The 18,321-nt window shown below is 59.2% G+C and carries 13 protein-coding genes; 1 reads left to right on the top strand and 12 read right to left on the bottom strand.

Annotated elements, in window-relative coordinates:
- Window positions 1-15: 15 nt before the first annotated feature.
- Window positions 16-306, top strand: a complete 291-nt coding sequence (catC, locus tag LXE91_RS29435) for a muconolactone Delta-isomerase (protein WP_011355923.1) — start codon at window positions 16-18, stop codon at window positions 304-306.
- Window positions 307-394: 88 nt separating this feature from the next.
- Here the strand turns inward: catC and LXE91_RS29430 are convergent, their stop codons facing one another.
- The 12 genes from LXE91_RS29430 to LXE91_RS29375 all read right to left on the bottom strand — a co-directional run bounded on the left by LXE91_RS29430 (window position 395) and on the right by LXE91_RS29375 (window position 18,263).
- Window positions 395-1,159: a hypothetical protein gene (locus tag LXE91_RS29430; RefSeq protein WP_198113728.1), complete on the bottom strand. Its 765-nt coding sequence runs from the start codon at window positions 1,157-1,159 to the stop codon at window positions 395-397.
- Window positions 1,156-1,674, bottom strand: a complete 519-nt coding sequence (gene tssJ / locus LXE91_RS29425) for a type VI secretion system lipoprotein TssJ (RefSeq protein WP_039344787.1) — start codon at window positions 1,672-1,674, stop codon at window positions 1,156-1,158. The genes LXE91_RS29430 and tssJ overlap by 4 nt, the downstream gene beginning before the upstream one ends.
- A 13-nt stretch (window positions 1,675-1,687) precedes the next feature.
- Window positions 1,688-2,791 carry a type VI secretion system baseplate subunit TssG gene (gene tssG, locus LXE91_RS29420; protein ID WP_039344947.1) on the bottom strand — a complete coding sequence of 368 codons (1,104 nt, stop codon included), beginning with the start codon at window positions 2,789-2,791 and terminating at the stop codon, window positions 1,688-1,690.
- A gap of 17 nt (window positions 2,792-2,808) precedes the next feature.
- Window positions 2,809-4,623: a type VI secretion system baseplate subunit TssF gene (gene tssF, locus LXE91_RS29415; protein ID WP_039344789.1), complete on the bottom strand. Its 1,815-nt coding sequence runs from the start codon at window positions 4,621-4,623 to the stop codon at window positions 2,809-2,811.
- Window positions 4,624-4,632: 9 nt separating this feature from the next.
- Entirely contained in the window at window positions 4,633-6,216 is a 1,584-nt protein-coding gene (tssA, locus tag LXE91_RS29410) for a type VI secretion system protein TssA (protein WP_039344791.1), read from the bottom strand.
- Between the two features lie 8 nt (window positions 6,217-6,224).
- Window positions 6,225-10,007 carry an ImcF-related family protein gene (locus LXE91_RS29405; RefSeq protein WP_223274274.1) on the bottom strand — a complete coding sequence of 1,261 codons (3,783 nt, stop codon included), beginning with the start codon at window positions 10,005-10,007 and terminating at the stop codon, window positions 6,225-6,227.
- Window positions 10,004-11,038 (bottom strand): hypothetical protein, encoded by a 1,035-nt coding sequence (locus tag LXE91_RS29400; protein ID WP_046196677.1) that lies wholly within the window; start codon window positions 11,036-11,038, stop codon window positions 10,004-10,006. The genes LXE91_RS29405 and LXE91_RS29400 overlap by 4 nt, the downstream gene beginning before the upstream one ends.
- 153 nt (window positions 11,039-11,191) lie before the next feature.
- Window positions 11,192-11,461, bottom strand: coding sequence for a PAAR domain-containing protein (locus tag LXE91_RS29395; protein ID WP_225935973.1), 270 nt, complete (start codon window positions 11,459-11,461; stop codon window positions 11,192-11,194).
- Window positions 11,462-11,504: 43 nt separating this feature from the next.
- Window positions 11,505-12,215: a hypothetical protein gene (locus LXE91_RS29390; protein WP_135370722.1), complete on the bottom strand. Its 711-nt coding sequence runs from the start codon at window positions 12,213-12,215 to the stop codon at window positions 11,505-11,507.
- A 99-nt stretch (window positions 12,216-12,314) separates the two neighbouring features.
- Window positions 12,315-13,376, bottom strand: a complete 1,062-nt coding sequence (locus tag LXE91_RS29385; RefSeq protein WP_157644937.1) for a formylglycine-generating enzyme family protein — start codon at window positions 13,374-13,376, stop codon at window positions 12,315-12,317.
- Between the two features lie 2 nt (window positions 13,377-13,378).
- Window positions 13,379-15,793 carry a hypothetical protein gene (locus LXE91_RS29380; RefSeq protein ID WP_135370723.1) on the bottom strand — a complete coding sequence of 805 codons (2,415 nt, stop codon included), beginning with the start codon at window positions 15,791-15,793 and terminating at the stop codon, window positions 13,379-13,381.
- A complete protein-coding gene (locus tag LXE91_RS29375; protein WP_039344800.1) occupies window positions 15,786-18,263 on the bottom strand; it encodes a type VI secretion system Vgr family protein in 2,478 nt (825 codons plus the stop codon). Before LXE91_RS29375 ends, LXE91_RS29380 begins: the two co-directional genes overlap by 8 nt.
- Between the last annotated feature and the right edge of the window lie 58 nt (window positions 18,264-18,321).

Here is an 18,321-nt window from a genome sequence, read left to right as displayed (position 1 = left end):
CGCAAGGAGTGCAGGATGCTGTTTCATGTGGAAATGACCGTCCGTCTGCCGACGGACATGGATCCGGTCAAGGCGGCCACGCTGAAGGCCGAAGAAAAGGCGATGTGCCAGCGGCTGATGAACGAAGGAACCTGGCGGCATCTGTGGCGGATCGCCGGGCAGTATGCGAACGTCAGCATCTTCGACGTCGAAAGCGTGCAGCAACTGCATGACCTGCTGAGCCAGCTGCCGTTGTTTCCGTATATGGAGATGGAAGTGCGGGCGCTGTGCCGGCATCCTTCTTCGGTGCGGGAAGACGATCGGTGATGCCGGTGCGGCCCATGCCGCCGGTTGTCCGGCGCATGGGTCGCAGAACATGGCGTCGTGGTGACGCCATGCACGCCGGCATCGACGACTATTCGATGCTCGGTAGCGACCGGGAAAACTCGAAGCCGTCGCCAATCTGGTCCAGCGTCCAGCGACGCTGCGTAGGCAGCTTTACCCATCGTGTACGCTCGCGGTCGTCGGACACATCTCCGATCGATATCTTGGCCTTGCCTGTCGAGTAGTTCACACTGAGGTTTCGTACGACGCCCGTATTGCGCATCGTCGAGAATTTGTCATAGCCGATCAGCATGAAATTCCGGTCTTGCCATCGGAATGTATAGGTGGTGGATCCCATTTCCCAACTGCCTGCACTGGCAAAGCGACGCAGCGTGACCCGCAACGCGCCCCGGTCGATAATCACGCCCTCATCTTCCAGAGCATCCGCGAGACAGGGGGATTCCCGGGCCGGTATGAGCGTATCGTTTCGCAACGCGACAGCGTACCGGCCGTCTGGCTGCGCAAAGGCAACGACCAGAATGCGCGGATTCGCGTCGAACGGGTTCTCGCACATGCCGTCATGCGATATCACGTTCGCAGGATCATTATCACGCAAGATCAGCACAAGATCGTCGCGGCCATCACCGTTCAGGTCACCCTTCGTCTGAAATTCCAGCTTCCAGCCTTTGGGAACGAAACCGTCCGGCTTTCCAGCGAGCGGCGCAATGGATGGAGACGGCACATCTCGAGCCACCGCGTGAACGGACACGACAACGCCAAGCAAAACTGCCAGCCCGAGTTGTTTGGTTTGCGTGAATGGCTTATTCCCACTCCGAATGGGTCGCATGACGTTCACTTCGGCCTATCCTCCGCCATTTGCAATCCATTCGACGTCAAGCCGAGACGTAGAGGCTTATCCGAATCAAGCTTCTTTTTCTCGATGACCCGCTTCCAGTCTGCCGCTGCTCCGGGGACGCGGTACAACGCAAGGATCGCCACATACTCCGTCTCGCGTTGCATCGGTTGAGACAAGCTCGACGAGGCGCCGGGGTTCACAACAGCCGACATATCCGCTTGCAGATCCTGAGCCAGCACAGTCCGATCGTTCTTCAACAGATCGTCATACGACGCTGCATCGAACGCCTTGCGATCCTTCAGTTGATAGACGCGCACGGCAACCGACGTGGGCCGTCCTACGTCGTCCGGATTCAATGCGGCACGCGCAGTCAGATCGACATCAAGCACCTTCACCTGCTTGAAAAACACCGCACGATACGCATTCGACGATGCATCCGACACGGATTGCCACGCACCGCAACCTGACAGCAGCAACACGGCAGCGGCAGTGGCCGCACCCATTCGATAGAACATAAACACTCCGGAATCAGATCGTGCGCGGCACGAGGTGCGGATTGGGTCGCGGCGCGGGCAACGCCTCATAGACACCCAAGGCGATGTCGATCAGTCGTTCATCGACTGACGGCAACACCGTCGTCCAGCCGAGACGCGGTGCCGGGCTGGCACGCTCGCTCCCGACAGCCGGCTTCGGCACGAATCGTGACGACACTTTCATCCGCAAATGCACATCGGCCTTGATGCCGACATACAGCTGGATGAATGCCATCACCTCCCGATGCAACCATGCGCCCGGTAACAGATCCTGGGCCTGCTGCGCATCGGCAGGCCGCAACGTCAAACGCACCGCCCGGCTGCGATACGCGAGACGCCTGCCGAGCACGTAACCACCACCGAGCCCGCTGCGTTTCCCGTCCGACAACCCATCCTTTTCCGGCTTCACCGACGTCAATGGCTTCGGTCGCCCGGTACCCGTCGTCACCGCCCAGAATTCGTCGACACGAACATCGGCCCCCGGCGCGGCCAGCGCCACCACGCCGGCCAGCCCTTCCGACGTGCGCGTCCGCTGAATCAACAGCCCCAGCAACGCAAGCATCCGCGAGTTCGGCAGGCCTGCCCGCGAAGGCTTGTCGCCCCATCCAAATCCCGCCAGACACAACAGGCTCTGCGAATAATCGTCGACACCGCCGGCCCGAAAACGCTCCGGATAGCGGTATTTCTTCCATGCGCGATACAGCAGCGTCGCCGCCCGGTGGTTGAACGGATCGAGAAACGCCTCGACCGCTTCATGTCCCTCCTCCCGCAACACGATCTCGTCGATCATGTGCGACGGCATGGCCGCATCGACGCCATAAAGACCCATGAAAGTCGTGCGTACGGTCGGCGGCGCATCGAGGTGCTCGTCGTCGAATTCGACAGCGGCCACCTCACCCGCCGGAAACCCCAACCGCGGACGCGGCCGGAATCGCACCGGCTCATGCTCCGGCGTATCGCGCGTACCGAACCCGGGGCGTTCGGGCGAACATGCCTCCAGCAGACGACAGAACTGCATGAACGTCATCTTCGGCGCACGCTCGAACAACTTCACGGCCACCGCCGGCAGGCTTTTCGGTTCAACGGCTTCAGCACTCATCCGATCGATCGAAAGACTCATAGCGGTGCCCTCTGAGCCTTGCTGCGCGGCCACTCCGTCCGCGACCGCGACGGCAGGCTGACGATCGCCAGCGTCGTGAACAGATTGATCTCGGCATACGCACCAAAGAACCGGTGCAACAACTCGCCGAACAGCATCACGTCGCCTTCGCCGGAAAACGCATGCGCATCGAGCGTGACCTCGATCAGCACGCCGCGTTCGACCGCTCCTCCCGATACCTCCTCGATCATTTCCTGCGACACATGCAGGATGCCGGCGAGCCGCCGCCGGTTCAGTTCCTCGTTCGTCCAGTCGTACAGCGCCAAAGCGCCACGCAGCACCTCCGCGTTCATCATCGACAGGAAGTTCGGCGCGAGATGCGACAGCACGCGCCACTGGAAGCGATCTTCGGTCGGCGGATACAGCGGTAACGTCGGCGATACAAGATTGCGCACGCCCGAGACATTGGGCGTGCTGGCCGCCAGTTCGTCGAGGCTCGCTTCGCGCAGCCCCTTGCGCGGCAGCAGCCCGTTCGTGCCCGTCACACGCAGCGACAGGCTTTCCTCGGGCAGCGTGTCCATCGTTTCCCACGCGTGGCCGCCGATAATCACCCACATTTCGTGCAGCCCCGATACACCCGAGCGCACGCGCGTGTGGAAATAGCGTTCCGGTGCCTCGTGCCGCAGCATGCCGCCGCGGTGCCGGAACGTCGCGAACGGCACGTATTCGTATCGCTCGGCCGTATCGTGATCGAACGTCGCGATCGCGTCGACCGAATACGTTTCGACGTGCTCGCCCTGATGGCCGGCCGGCACCACGCGATATTCGGTTTCGTGATGGTCGATCTCGATCGGCTCGGCATCCAGTTCGAACAGGTTGATGACCGGCGAACAGAACAACCGCACGTTCTCCGCGTTGAAACGCTGGTCCGACGGATACGCGCCCTTCAGGAGGATCTCCAGCTCGAAGCGAGTCGATTTCTCGGGCAGTGTCGAGATATCCAGTCCGCATAGATCGACGAACAGGAATTTCTCACGGAACGTGAAGTATTCGAGCAGCAGCTGATATCCGGAGAACGCCGCATCGGCCTTGGGCCACAGCCGTTCTTCCGTCGAAAAACCCGCCGGCTCGATCGTCACGCCCGTGAGCGCCACCGGTTCGCCGTCGCGGACTTCCGGGACACGCCAATAAATCGCATCGACCTGCCGCGTCAACGCAAGATGCATCGCGAATGCGGTCGGCAGATCCGCATTCAGATGCAACTGAAGCCGCGACAGGTTCGTTTCGCTGCGCAGCGCCGACCCTTGCAGCGAGAAGCCGAGACGGATCACCGAGCGACCGTCGTGGCGCACCGCCGGCCCGGCATGCGTGATCGACACGGGCTGCAGCGCAACGGCCTGCGTCGTCCGGTACAGACATTGCACCGTCCGCGGCGTCACGCCTTCCGCGCCGCCCGGCGACGGCACGTTGATCGGTGCGGACCGCACCGGCACGCCGGCTGGTACGACTTCCGTCTTCTGCAGTTTCTCCGCGAACGGCGTCAACTCGACGATCGACAGCGACGGAATCATCCGAAGATAGTGCGGCCACAGCAGGCTGACGAGCCCTTCGGTCAGTTCAGGCAATTCGTCGTCGAGTTTTTGTCGAAGCCGCCCCGTCAGGAAGGCAAAGCCCTCGAAAAGACGTTCTACGTACGGATCGCGATCGCCGACGCGGTCGAGATTGAGCAGGCGCGCGCGGTCAGGATGCGCCTTCGCGAATTCCTTGCCGGACTCGCGCAGGTAACGCATTTCCGCTTCGTAGTAGCGCAGGATGGGATCGTAGTTGTCCATGGGAATCCGTTACGAAAGGGTCAATGCGCGCGCGGGATCGAGTACCGTGAGCTCCGCCTGCAGCTCGCTGATACGGTGGAAAAGCGCCGGCTTGTCGGCGTCCTTGCGGCTGCTCATCGCTTTCAGCGCCTTGACCAGTTGTTGCTTGACCTCGAACGTCAGCGCCGGCTCCCAGCGCATCAGCGGCAGCGAGCGGGACGCTCCGTCGAGTTCGGCGAGCAGGGCGAGCGCAGCATCGTGGCGGCCGGCATGATCGGCCAACCTGGCCATCACAAGCCGCTGCAAATAGCGATGTCGATCGGTTTTCATGCCGGGCAACGCTTCGAGCCAGGCAAAAGCCGTCTCGATGCCCTCGCGGGCAGCCAGTTCACGCGCCTGGGCTTCGATCTCCGGCCAGTCGCCGGCTGCATCGCTCTCGCTATCCGCGGAAACTGGCAGCGGCGCAACCGTCTCGCCGGCTTCCAGATCACGTACGACCGCATGCCGGGCAATCCATTCGAGTGTGGTGTCGTCGGCAAACGGCGTGCCGTCGATGAACGCCAGCCGTTCGATGCCCGGCAATCGTTCGAGAAACAGTGCAAAGTCGGCACGCAGCAATTCTCGCCACGCGCTGTACGGCGTACCGATGTGATCGAGCGCCGCGTGCTGGAAGTACTGCAGATCGAACCACAAGTGATTCACGCCTTCCATGAAGGCCCCTTCGACACGCTCCAGCAACTCGTGCCAGTGCTTCTGCAGCACGAGGCGCTTCATCTGCTGACGCAACTCAGCGCGTGGCGGCGCCAGACGCGTATGTGACGCCGCATCCGACGGCGGCACGTCATGAAGCGTGTCCCACCGAATGCTTCGCACGAGGCGTACCGAAGGCAAGTAGCCGTTTTCCTGATCGCGGAGCCACGCCGACATCGCGCGTGCCTGATCGAGCAAATCGCGTGTCGACGCAATTGAACCGGCCGACGTTTTTCCCGGAGCGGTCGCTGCCGGCATAGCCATGCCGGAATCGATGCTGCGTGCCGGCGCTTCCTTTTTCTCGAAGCGGGAAACGAGTGGCTGCAGATTCGGACGGGCAGCATCGGGCCACGCCGCCGTATGCGTCACGAGCACATCGAGCGCGGCCAACGTGCGCTCGAGATCGACTTGCACAAAGTCGCCACGACTATCCAGCGTCTCGATCACGCGCGCAGTCGCCAGCATTTCAAGCGCGGCTTTCTTTGCTTCGTAACGGGCAGGCAAAGCCGTCTCGCCAAACCGGTCGACGAGCGCAGCGGCCAGTTCAAGCCCGTCGGCGAACCCGGTCGGGCCGTCCTGTCGCAGACGTGCGAACGCGTAGTAGCCGGCGAGGCGTAAATCCTTGCCGGTCTCCTTGAGCAGGTGTTCGCATGCGCGGACGATCAGCCCGTCATCGATTCCCGACAGTTTGCCGGCTTCGTCCTTCAGCTCGAAGAACGCGTCTTCGTAGCCGGGATCGCGTCCACATGCGCGCTCGCCCGGTATCGGCGCAACCCATGCGGCCCAGGTATCCATCCGTGCCTGCTGGAGCGAATCGATGAGGGAACCGCCGACGAGTGTCTTCACAAACTTGGCAAGCGTCATGGCTGGCCTCAAAAAACGAATGCGTCGCCCAGCAGCCTGAGGGCATGCCCGAACGGACCGGAGGGGGAATCGGCAAGTCCCGACGTGGTCGCCAATGGCGATATCGCAGCCTTCGGCGCGGCCGTCTGTTTCGCCGACCGAGGTTCAGCGGTTCGCGTTTTCGCCTGAGCAAGTTCGAGCGTGGCGCGTTGACCGGATGCCTGCGCTGTCGTCGCCGGCATGGCCTCGTCCGGCAAGGGGCGCCCGCCCGGAAGCCCCGGCGGCAATGGCACAGCTGCATGCTTCGCAGCAGCGATCGCCGACGCCGGCAACGGCGGCAGGCCGATCGTCGAAACCCGCTGCCCCGTGTTCTGAGATCCCGTCACGAAAACGCGTGTCGGCAACGTGAAATTCCGCAACTGCAGAACATCGAGCGGACCGCCGCCGGATTCGCTGCGTAATTGCACCTTGAGCGGAATGCCCTGGCTCGTGTCGGGCGTCCAGGTCAGCAGATAGCGGGCGTTATCCTGCTGTGCGACCTTCGCGCGCTCCAGCAGCCGGATTAGACCGAAGCGTCCCTGCGAATCGAGCGCGGTGCGCATCCCGCCCTGCTCCGTCTGCCATTCGATATGCGACAGGTTCTCGAGCGACTGCCCCGGCCATTCGAACGGTGTCCATTCCTGCTTCTGGTTGAAGTAATGCAGTTCGCGGCCGGACAGCACGAATCTCATGTCGGTGACGCCCGGCGTCGGCTCGGCCCGCAGTTCGTAACGCACGCGTGCGTCACCGGACGGGAACAGGACCGTCGACGTGCGCGTGAGCTTGTTCAACCCGTTGAGAAACGCCGGATCGATCGTCAGTGCGCCGGAATCGGCTCCCTGCGACGCGACCCACCGGTCGCCCTGCCGTTCGACGACACCGGCCAGTTGCGATGTCACGAACTGCGCGATCACGCCACTATCCAGACGCATGAAGCGCGCCATCTCGGGCAGCGATGCGTCGTTGTCGGAATCCGCAAACGGATAGCGCCCACCGAACGTCTTGTTCCAGTCAGCGAGGATCGCGGTGCGCCAGATTTCGTTCAGGCTCGATGCGGCAGGTTGCACGATGACCTGCCACGACTGATCGAACGGCGCGCGGAACAATGCGCCGAAGCCCGACCATTGTTCGCCGAGGCTCGCAGCGACACGACTCGCGTAATCGCGACTGTCGGCGATATCGGACGTCTTGCCCTGCAGCACGGATTGCGCGGCCAGACGTGCGATCGCGTCCGGGTCCGGACTGGAGACGATCTGCGATGTCTTCAGGCGCATCGCCGTGATCCGCTCCAGATAGCGTGCCAGGCTCAGGTCGCCGGTTGCGGCCGGCGGTGTGTTCCCCTTGCCGCCGGATGGCGCTCCGGAAGCGAGATCGCTACCGGTCAAACGCAGGATCGGGCCGAACGCGGCGGCAAGCGGTGCAAGCTGAGGTTTTGCCTGCTTCGACGGGTCCTTTTCGTCCGTGCCGACCAATTGTTGCGCCTTGCTGATCAGCGTATCGGACAGCGACTGTGCGTTGGCTCCCGTACCTGCCTGATAGGCGATCGCATTCATCAACGCGACGAGCGGCGAGCGTTGCGGATCACCCAGCAGCGTCAACTGGTCGGCCGTGGCCGACAGCGTCGGGGCGGGTTGCCAGCGCAGGCTGTTGAGGAAGAGCGTCCATGCTCGCGCAAAGTCGTCGAAATAGCGCTGGCGCAGTTCGGCTTTCAATGTCGAGGGTGACGCGTTGGCAACCTTGGTATCGGAAAGCACCCAGTCGCTTGCCACATCACGTTGCTCGCCGGCTTCGTCGATGGCCTTCGAGATTCGCTCTTCCCACGCCGCGCGCGTGAATACGCCCGGTACGGTCGCGGTCGTGCCGAACAGGCCGCGGCTCGTTGCGCTGCCTGCAGAGGATTGCGTTGCCGCGTCGCCGAGCAGCGTCGCGAGTGCGAGCGGCGGGTATTTCGGTGATGCTTCGTCGATGATCTGCTGGTAGATCGCGTCTCCTGAGTTCTGGATGCCTCGGACACCGATGATCGTCTGGCGGGTTGACGCGATCAGGTTGTTATCGGGGACAATCGCCGGCGCGACTTGACTGGATGCGGCGCCACGGCCAACGTGATTCGCGAAGAACGTGATCGCTTGCTGACGCAAGTCCTCCCAGTTGCCTTTCGACAGTTGGGAATTGGTCGGGCGTTCGGGTGCCGACGTCGCAGCGAGTTGCGGTATCAGGAATGCAGATGTCGCCCGTTCGGGTTTGGCCAGCATCATGTAGGTTTTGAGCGTATCGTAAGCGGCCTGTACCTGGGCGTCGCCGCCGCTGGCGATTTCCGCGTCGGACAGGGACGCGAGCTGATGCAGTCTCGCTTCGAGCTTCTGGCGGATCGGGCCGACGAGGACGCGGTGTGCGGCTTCGGTGTAGTACGGCCAAAGGGCGCCGAGTAGCGCGTGGTCGCGGTTCAGGCCGAAACGGGTAGCCCAAGGCGCACCGGTGCGCTGATGGATTTCGAGCGTGTCCATTTGCCGGTCGAAATCGACAAGCGTTTGCAGCGACTGCGTCGGGTTTAGGGGCCCGGTGAGCTTCGCGACCGTATCCGTTGCGCTTCCGATCGTTGCACGATTGGCAAAACCGGACAGCATCGTGCCGACGAACCAGCAGCCGATCAGGGCAGTCGTCATCCAGGCTGTCGTGGTTGACAAAGAAAAGCCGATGCGGCGACCGTGAACCTTGCGGCTGTGGTCGGCGATGGTTTGCCAGATGGTTCGGTGTTGAGGATTGCCGGGCGTATCGTCGTCGTTCTCAGGATCGGAACCCGGTGGCGTTAAGTCACGCTCCTTGAACAGCGGCGCAAACATCAGACCGTGGACCGCATGCCGCCAGACGCGGGATTCAGTGGCTTGCTGTATCAGATTCGATAGTGCATCGTGCAGCCTCGAAACATGCTGAGACAGTTCCGCAGGATAACGATCACGGGCATCCGCCGCGAGACGCACAACACCCGCATCCGCGAGGTTGTCGACGAGGCTTCGCAGCGATGCATCGATCGTCTCTTCATTCATCCGCGTATTGGCCCACGTCAAGCCAATGGCTTCGTCTGGATCCTGCCACTCGCTACCAAAATCCGTGGCGTTCAGAAGATAAGCAGGCGCAGCCCAGCGTAGCGTGCGTGCATGGCGCGCAAGGCGTGTCGCGAGCTCGTCGGTATCGAATGCGGTATTCGTGGCACTACGGTTACGGGTTACCGCCACGATGGCGTCAACCGGGCGACGGCGTCGCAGGCGGCGGACTCGATCGAGCCATTCGGTGTCCAACTGGTCGCAGATCTGGTTTGCATGCAATACGACCGTGTTACCGAAAACGACGTATCCGATCTCGGCCAGTTCGGGGGCGAGACGCTTGACGAGGGGGGTGTCGCCGGCAACGAGCACCCAGCGGTCACGGTAGCGCCAGCACCAGCCGTGGCGGTCAACAAGAACGTCTCGCAGAGCAATCGCGCGAGTCCGTGCGTCCCGAGACTCACGGTGTTCCGGCTTTCCCTCTGGCTTGGGAGGCTCTAGGCCCCGTTCTTTCGATGCAAGCTGCAGGTCAAGGCGAACCTGCTTTCTCCGCGGGAGCACAATGGCGAGCACGATCAAGGATACGAGCACTGCGCCTACGAGAAAGCGACCGTAGCGACTGAACCACTTCACGAGTTGGGCTTCGTCTACCGTGAGATAGACAAGCAGCGTAGCCGCAACCCCGATCCCCAGTAGGGCAAGCCACCGGCCCCACGCGTACTTGTTCTTCACTTCGATTGATCCTTTGCCATTTCCGGCAGAAGCATGCACAACACCGAACGCTTGCTCGCGCCGTCAAGAATTGCGACGAGTTGCGGTTTCCGGCTTCGCAAACTCATTTCGATCGCGATAGCAAGCGTCAGCCAAGGGCTTGCCGGCCCTGGAATACCCAGCGCACCATCCATATCGCGTATTGCCGCCCGTTTCGTCGGAGAACAATTGCTGATTCCCAAGCGCAGATTGGAGGCTGCCTCATTATCAAGCGTGCTGAGCCACGCACCGCTGACTCCGTTGGATACAACCTGGAACTGCGTAACAGAGTGCAGATCCGGGCCGACCTCGTCGGCCTCCGACAAGATCGGTCGCAAAAGTCGACAGCCACTGAACTCGTTCTTGTCGTGCGATCGAGCAGCAGGCTTCGTTGAGCGCAGCAGGATTCCTGCAACGCCCTCGCTGTAGCCGGGATTGGTGCCAGCTGTCCAGAACTGGCCAGCGAGAATCAGCGTTGCAGGCACTTCATGCTGGTCGATCGAGTTTGATAGCGATGAGAGCCCTTCCGAAGCCGGGCGGCAGTCGACCGAAAGCTCAATAGGATATGCAGCGAGCGTACTGCGAACAGTTGCCTCCCATTCGGCTTTTTCCTCTACGGACTTCTCATCCAGTAGCAGCGAGACATGCAGACTTCGAAAGGTCGATAGCTGCGCTGAAAAACGATCGGCAATCAAGGCAATGATCGTCTCGCGCCGCTTTTCAGCGGCGATCGATTTCAACCACTCCAGTGGGTGGACACGGCCCAGATTGACTGGCAGCAGATAGTCCGGCTTTTCCCATTCTTGGGTGCTATCCACACCACCAGGCAAGCAGGTTGCACTAACTGCGAACACACCCCGATTTGCCCATTCGTGCCAAAGTGACATCAGTCGCGCGTTTTCACGTATACGCTCTTCGTGTTCGAGTTGACGTTGCTCCCAGTCGTTCAGCTTCGCGCCGAACATGACGGCGAACAGGCACAACGGCACGCCAATCACCAGCATCCAGAACATCACCGTGTGTGTTGTTCGACCTTGCGGCCAAAGAAGAACGACTGTTGCCGAGCCAAGACCGAAGACCGCCACGAAAATCAGCGACCATATCCGCCAGTCGATGGATTTGGGCGGTTCAGACGACGGGAGCTCAGGTATTGGCCACGGCATCGGTCAGCCCGCGAGCAATGTCGTGTGGCGTGCGAAGATCCGACATCCGCATGCCGCCCGGCTCAGGTCGGTCACGAGATATTTCCCGTTATCCATCATGGTCGGATCGCCTTCGACAATCGGGTTGACGCCATGTGCGTCGCGCGGGCAGTAGACCAGATCGCCGACAAGCGCCGCGCGCTTTCCACCTTCGATGATCGTCGACGTGGCAGTCATGACGTAGCCGTCGTGATCGGTGGGGTCACCTTCAAATACAAGACCTTTCATCAGCATACCTCGAGATGCAAACGTCAATTTCCTGGATGAAGCTACGTGTTTATTTGTTCGATCCAGACTCTTTATTATCTTCAATTTTTGGAACGCCAAAGTATTCATACAGCGCCTTTAGGGCAGACATGTCATCCGGAAATGCCTTGCGCTTCCCAACATAAATCCACCTTTTCGGCAATCCGATAGACTCACACCCGTCACACTCCAGTCGAAGAGGATTCTGCTTCTGTACAAAAAAAAGCGTTACTTTTCTTTCATCCTCTAGCGTTTCATCGCATGTGCTCTTCACGTTTCCGCGAACTCGTACTCGCAGCCCTTTCTCCGTGAAACATGGAATCTGGATGGCCGGAAACAGAGGCAGGTCCGGATTCGGAGCGAAATTCGCAAACATGGTGCGAACTTCAAGGCGCCCAGGGCAAGCCAATCGATCTGCCGCAATTTCGATGTAGGGCGGCGGATCAAGACCTACCAACTGTCCGCTCCTCAGACCCTCCTTTTGCTGCGCCGGAGTCGCCAGATGGTTAGGGAAATAGATTCCCTCGCGAAAAGGACTCTCTTGGCTGGCGTGTGCACAAGCAGGAAGGTCCCCAACCTTTCCGAGAAATTGTTCGAGTTCTTCCTTTCCCTTATTGACTTGTGCACAGGCGACAATGGTCCAGGCTAGTGTTAGCACCAGCGCACAAGCGGGCCGGATATATCCGGGGAGGTTGTGCGGCCGAACGTGGCGATCGCCTGAAGTTTGTTCTTGTCGGGCCATAGGAATGCCGGGAATAATCTGCGAAAAATATGAAAAATTGAACGCATCGTCAGGAAATCTGCGAGTTCCGCAGTCGAGCCGTTGACACCCGGCATCTCACTAATTTTGCTTCGCCACCGGATGATCAAGATTGACTGCGCATCGAACGCCGTAAGCGACTGGATCAAACATCAATCGCGGTCTACCGGAAGGGAACTCCAGCCTCGCATTGGGATCTTTTGGATAGCGCATCATATTGACCATACCACTTGGCCCTTCGCCAATCTCGGTCGATCTTGCCACCTTCCACACGCCGGCAGAAGGTCCAAGCGGGTCTACTTCAGGGCTTTGCTTGTAGTAATCCTCTGCATACCAGTCCCCCGTCCATTCCCAGCCGTCCGTGTTCAAGTCATACAGGCCCATCGGGCTGGGCGGGAACATCCCAACCGGATAGTTCCACACCTGCCGATGGTTACCCCGCGTGTCCGCATTGTCCGAGAGTGGTCTAATCAGCTTCAGCTCCTCATAAGCATCGATGTTTCTGCCGAAATCCAGATTCCCGTTGTCAGTTCCAAAGACGAAGAACTGTCCCCGGCTACGGGCTGCATATTCCCATTGCGCCTCGGTCGGCAAATCAAACGGTACTCCGGCCTGCTTGCCAAGCCACTGGCAATAATTCTTCGCCTGAAACCAGGTCATCCCCGCAGGAACAAACGCATTACGATACGGCAACACCTTGCGTTCCTCGTGCGGCTGATTCGTGGCATCGAGGTATACGTCGTACTCAGCATAGGTGGTCTTGTACCGACTGATACTGAACGACGTTAGCATCACCTTGTGCGCTGGCTTGTTGTCCTTCTCAATCGTGTAATTCGTGCCACCGGGAGACCACAGCGGACCAAAGTCGCCCATCATGAATGGGCCGCCTTGCATGAAGACAAGATCGCCCACAACCTTGGCCTTGAGTTTGCCGATGCGTTCATCCATCGTACCGTCCTTCAAGCCTGCTAGCTGCTCATGCAAGGCTTCAGGTTGTACTTTGCGTGGCAATTTGAGTACTGCCTCCGCTGAAGGATCTGCCGAGATGCGAGGTATCTTGGGTGGCTGCGCCGGCTCTTCACCTGACACCACTACAGGAAGCGCCGCCGCAACGACCATCAGCAAGAAAGATGGGAATTTCATAGTCACGCCTCGTCTTGGTAAAACGCATTCCATCCCTCTGACGTGTAGAGAGGATGATCGCTTCCTTCGCGCAATCTCAACACCTCATAGGCCGGTGTCCCCGCCATTGCAATGGGGAATCCTCGAGGCAACTCAGATACCAATCCAGAAGTAAAGGTGTCGTACCACCCGTTGAAATCTCCCGAAAGTGCGATGCTGTCGAGCGCATTGGTGGACGAAGTATCGCTATTGAAAGCCATATCTGATCGGGATGCGCCACTTCCAGCTGCGCCAAGCTTGAAGAAGCTTTCTAGTGCTGTCCTGATAACTTCTTCTACTCCTTTACTTCCGTCCTTTGTTGCATGCTGGATGATGTTGGCAGCGTCTGCTGGCGTTACAGCGGTTCGTATTACATTCAGGATACCTTGTTGTGCATCGCTCACTGCAGATGGATTCTCCGACGCCAACTGCACCTTGCACATCTGACAGATCAAGGCACCTTTGGCCTCAGGTAGGGCATAGGCTAATACGTCGGGCGCTGATGCCGCCAGGAGCTGCTTTGCAGACGCGGACGCAAGACGCGTCTCCGCGTCTCCACCTAGCTCGACCGCATCCCGTCCATAGTATGCAAGAACCGAATTGCTGCCATCAAGTGCAGCAAGAAGTTTCATGTTATTCAGGACATTGAATGAACCACGAATAAATATCCCAATGTTTTCGAATTTTGCGTAAGCTATTTTATAGAAAATGCATTTGCAGAAATTCTCAATTTCGTCCTTGCTGACCGAGAAAGTTAAAACTCCCTCTGCCCCCAGTCCGAAGCACAGACTAGCGTGCGCGGTCACGCGAAACATACCGCGCACGTACTCGATCGCCAGCTTCAGTCCGCCCGCCAGACCTGCCATGCCGCCGACTGCAGGTGCGATACTAGCGATCGTCGCAAAATTATGCTTTTTCTGGTCTCCAGGATCCCGCCACTGCAATCCACCCTCGATCTGAGCGTCGGCTTTCGCGCCCGCGAACACGCTTGCTCCCGCGTCCAGACCAACTGGATTGATCTCGTCACCCTTCTTCAATTCCATGCGGTTCTGCCGGCGTGCCTTGTACCCCTTCTTTCCGGGCTTCCCTTTAAGCTTTGGGGGCGTCGCTGTAACTTCATTAGCGCTCGTCTGAATCGACAATTCACACGCAATGCTAGCCCCAACAACTGCACTGGCGCTGGCCGTGACCTGGCAAACAATGGCGACAATATCTTGCGACTCACCATTCTTACCCGTGCGCGTCCACACCCACCCCTCCTTGCGTGGGAAGTAGAGTGTGATCTTGGCCTCGCCCTTGGCTGCGTTGACCTCAGCGTGCCCTTCGGCTCGCACGGAGATCTTTTTCGTCGAAAACTCAAGATCGGGATCCAGGCTGACACCGTACGAATAGCGCATCAACTGCGCGTTTGCACCAAGATCGATGCCCACCGGGAGTGGACCGTTGTCAAGCTGGGCTTGCTGTTCCGTCTGAAGCAGCTTGTTCCAGCTGTCGACGACTTTGAATACGCTGCAATCGATCGTATCGCTGTTGCTGTATTCGAGATTTTCCTTGAATTTCTTCTTGAGCCAGGAAACACCTGACTTTACAGCCTTGTCGGCTACGTACGTTCGCAACTTCTTCCGGTCAATCGTGGTCTTGCCAGATTTCGGATCGGTAACTTGAACGTCTTTCCACCCATTATTCTCCATGACCTTCATTTTCGGCCATTGGATCTTGTCACGACGAACGTAGATGATCTTCTCTGTCGGGGTCTTGGGGTATTTCGCAATTTCCTTGAGACGATCAACCGATTTGGCTTCCAGCAACTTCTTCGTATACGTGCCATCCGCCATCTTGCCCTTCTTGTCATCTTCCTTCTTCTTTGCCCGCTCTTCCGCGCTCAGCCCCTTCAACGACACTAGCTCAGTCAACTTCTTGGCCGTGCCGTTGAGTTTTAGCGAATCCTCCTTTTTCTTTTCTCCAGTGTTGTTTTCAGCACCCTTGCTTCCTTCCTGATTCGAAGTTTTATCATCGGCGGGGAGCGGTTCGAGCCCCATGAATATCTGGTGATAGTTCTGATACGCCTGATCCTGCCATTCGAGAGCTTTTCCAAGTGCGCTATCTGCCTTCGCACGCTCTTTCGGATTGTTATAATTCTGCCGCCGGTACTCATCGAGTGTTTGCACCGCAAGGTTCGCCGAATGAAACTGCGCAACCGCATCATTGAGCAGCCGCGCTTCCGTCAGCAATTCACCACTCTGCTCTGGAGGCACAATGACAATCTCACCCGAGCCCGTATGCAAATAGGCGAGGGCTTCACCAGGAATCTCCTGTCTAACAGTACTACTTCCAACATTCGTGCTATTTGTTTTAGCTTCGCCAATTGGCTGCTGAGTGGAGGTTTCTCCGTTACTCATCAATTCCTCCCTTGAAGATTTTGAGACCCTCGGCTTTGGCCGAAGCTACGCGAACAGTCCGCCCCAATTCATCACTAACACCTTCGATCATTTCACCGGAGGCCGACTCGATTTTATAAGGCGTGTGCGGCATGATCTTGCCGGTATTCTTATCGACCAACGTAAACTGCTCGTCGTAGAGACTGCTTGGACCCGGGGGCGTAGGAATCGAATCGCTGAGAGACGACGCGCCCTGTTTCTGCATGGTGATCACCTTGAGGATAAGATCACCGGGCCCGCCAATCGTGACATTTCCGTCGGCTATGCGGATAAATGCGCCACCGGACTCGAGAACAATCGCCTGCCCGGACTGGATTTTCGTGGTTCCGCCGACGCTTGATATCGTCATGTCCCCTTTGGAGAGCAAAGACATAGCGTCGTTTTGTGCCTGAATGTCCACCGGACCGCGATTGGCAACGAGTTTGATGCCGAGCTTCTGAGCAAAGAGCGAAATCGACTCCCCAACAGCAGCAGTCAGGCGTCTGAGTATGCTGACCGAAAGATCTTTGCCAGCTGTTGCCGCTATGCTGTTTCGCGCGGCCAACTGTATGCCACTGTTTGTCGCGAGACCGATGGCCGCCGGAGCAGTGACGAATACTGCGGGTGAATTGAGATCTTTCAGCTCAGCACTGGTCGTTTGTTGTTCGGAAACGTCGGCCGTGATGGCACCTGCGGCATCCGCTGCGGAGGCAAGCGACTGAGTGAGCTGATGTGCGCCTTGCAGTTGCGACACGCCATCATCCATGGCGAGTTGTTTTCCATCTGCGGCACTTTGGACCTTCGCCGTTATAAATACACCCTTACCTCGCACCGCAACTGGACCGTCCGAGCGCAGTTCTGCTCCCTGCCCACGTTCCTTGCGGTTCTCGTCGACCATGTGGCCAAGGTTGAGCTCGCTGGTCTGGAACGGCGTCGTCAGATGAATGTGCTCGACGCCTTCCTTGTCCTCCATCCGCATTTCGTTCTGGGCTGCGGTGCGAACAATGTTGCGGGTATGGTTCAGGTTGTTGACGAGGTCCGGATGCAGGCTGTCATGCATGGCCCCAATCATCACGGGCCTGTCTGGATGGCCGTCGGTAAAGACAATGGCCACCTCCGCCCCATCAATCAACGGAAAGTGATGCCCGTAGTTGTCACCGCTATAGGGCTTCGCAAACCGCACCGGCCGGCTCGTCCCACCCGGGCTCCATTCATCGAGATCGAACGGCAGCTTGATCACGTACCAGCCCTGTTCGGTCAGATACGCATACTTGTAGTTGCCCGGCGACGTAATCCGCGCCGGCAGAATCCCGTCGACCACCGGCCGCGAAACCGAAGCCACCGACGTGCGCCACACACGATCCGACGGAATCCCCTCGAACGACAACTGGTACGACTCGTTCCGCCCGCCGTGCGACTCGACCAACGTAACGAAAACCCCGTGCTTCGCGTCGACCGGATTGGGCTCGACCCGCATCACCTCGCCCGCTTCGAGCCAGAACGGATTGCCCGTCCCCTTGAATGTAATCTGCTCGGCCAGATACGCTTCATGCCTCAACCGAGCAACCCGCTTCCCCTCTTCGGGCGTCTCGTAATGCTCGCCCCAGTGGTAATCGACGGCATTCGTCGTCTTGTCGTCGCGCGCCGTGTTTTCCTCGACCAGCAGCGATACCCCGGCCTGCCGATGGTTGTAGTCATGCAACCGCACGGCCTCCGGCACACGCTTCATCTCTCGCCCGAGCGCCTTGATCGCATCGGCGCCAACACTTTCGAGCCCCGAGTCACGCCGATATGGCACCGTGCGCTGCTTGCGCGCATACGCATCCAGATCGTCGCCGAACACGACCACCGCGCGATCCTTCTTCTGCTCCCAGCGAAACCAGATCCCCTCTTCCGCACAAATGCGCTGAATGAAGGCGAACGTCGTCTCGTGATACTGCGTCACGTACTCCCGACGCTTGTACTGCCCACGCAACTGAAACTGAAAATCGACACCCGCGCGATACCCGTAATGCCGCAGCGTGTCGGTCACGATCTCCTCGACCGACTGCTTCTGAAACAGCCGGCTGGTCACGCCACGATCGAGATCCGCCAGCGTCGGTTCCAGCACGACCCGGTAGCGCGTCTCGTCCGCCGACGTCTCAAGCTCGCCGAACTGCGTGATGACACCGTGAACCGTATAGGCCATCGGTTTTGCACTGAACTGCGCCGCATTCTCTCCGAACATCTTCCGCAGGTAATTCATGTCCGGATCGACCGGATCAGCAATGAACTTTGCCGGCCGCCCCAGCACCTGGTCCATCGGAATCCCCGCCGCCGGGCTTGTGAATTCGATCTCGTATCGATAAAGCTGGCTCACGCGGTCCATCCCGGTGAACTTCAGGATCGAGAAAGGCGCCGGATGCGGCGCCAGCTTCAATTCATAAGCCTGCGTAGGCAAAATCATCGACATCGACTCTCTCGGTTGCGCAACCACACGACACCGCCGGGGCAACCATCGTCACCCCGGC

Source organism: Burkholderia contaminans, from assembly GCF_029633825.1.
Taxonomy (GTDB): Bacteria; Pseudomonadota; Gammaproteobacteria; order Burkholderiales; family Burkholderiaceae; genus Burkholderia; species Burkholderia contaminans.
This window is presented reverse-complemented; position numbering and strand designations above follow the sequence as displayed.

Excerpts from the sequence above, each read along its gene's own strand:
- LXE91_RS29375 (WP_039344800.1), bottom strand. The coding sequence starts at position 18,263 with ATGTCGATGATTTTGCCTACGCAGGCTTATGAATTGAAGCTGGCGCCG.
- LXE91_RS29385 (WP_157644937.1), bottom strand. The coding sequence starts at position 13,376 with ATGAAATTCCCATCTTTCTTGCTGATGGTCGTTGCGGCGGCGCTTCCT.
- tssJ (WP_039344787.1), bottom strand. The coding sequence starts at position 1,674 with ATGTTCTATCGAATGGGTGCGGCCACTGCCGCTGCCGTGTTGCTGCTG.
- tssA (WP_039344791.1), bottom strand. The coding sequence starts at position 6,216 with ATGACGCTTGCCAAGTTTGTGAAGACACTCGTCGGCGGTTCCCTCATC.
- LXE91_RS29400 (WP_046196677.1), bottom strand. The coding sequence starts at position 11,038 with ATGTTCTGGATGCTGGTGATTGGCGTGCCGTTGTGCCTGTTCGCCGTC.
- tssF (WP_039344789.1), bottom strand. The coding sequence starts at position 4,623 with ATGGACAACTACGATCCCATCCTGCGCTACTACGAAGCGGAAATGCGT.
- tssG (WP_039344947.1), bottom strand. The coding sequence starts at position 2,791 with ATGAGTGCTGAAGCCGTTGAACCGAAAAGCCTGCCGGCGGTGGCCGTG.
- LXE91_RS29390 (WP_135370722.1), bottom strand. The coding sequence starts at position 12,215 with ATGGCCCGACAAGAACAAACTTCAGGCGATCGCCACGTTCGGCCGCAC.
- LXE91_RS29395 (WP_225935973.1), bottom strand. The coding sequence starts at position 11,461 with ATGCTGATGAAAGGTCTTGTATTTGAAGGTGACCCCACCGATCACGAC.
- catC (WP_011355923.1), top strand. The coding sequence starts at position 16 with ATGCTGTTTCATGTGGAAATGACCGTCCGTCTGCCGACGGACATGGAT.
- LXE91_RS29380 (WP_135370723.1), bottom strand. The coding sequence starts at position 15,793 with ATGAGTAACGGAGAAACCTCCACTCAGCAGCCAATTGGCGAAGCTAAA.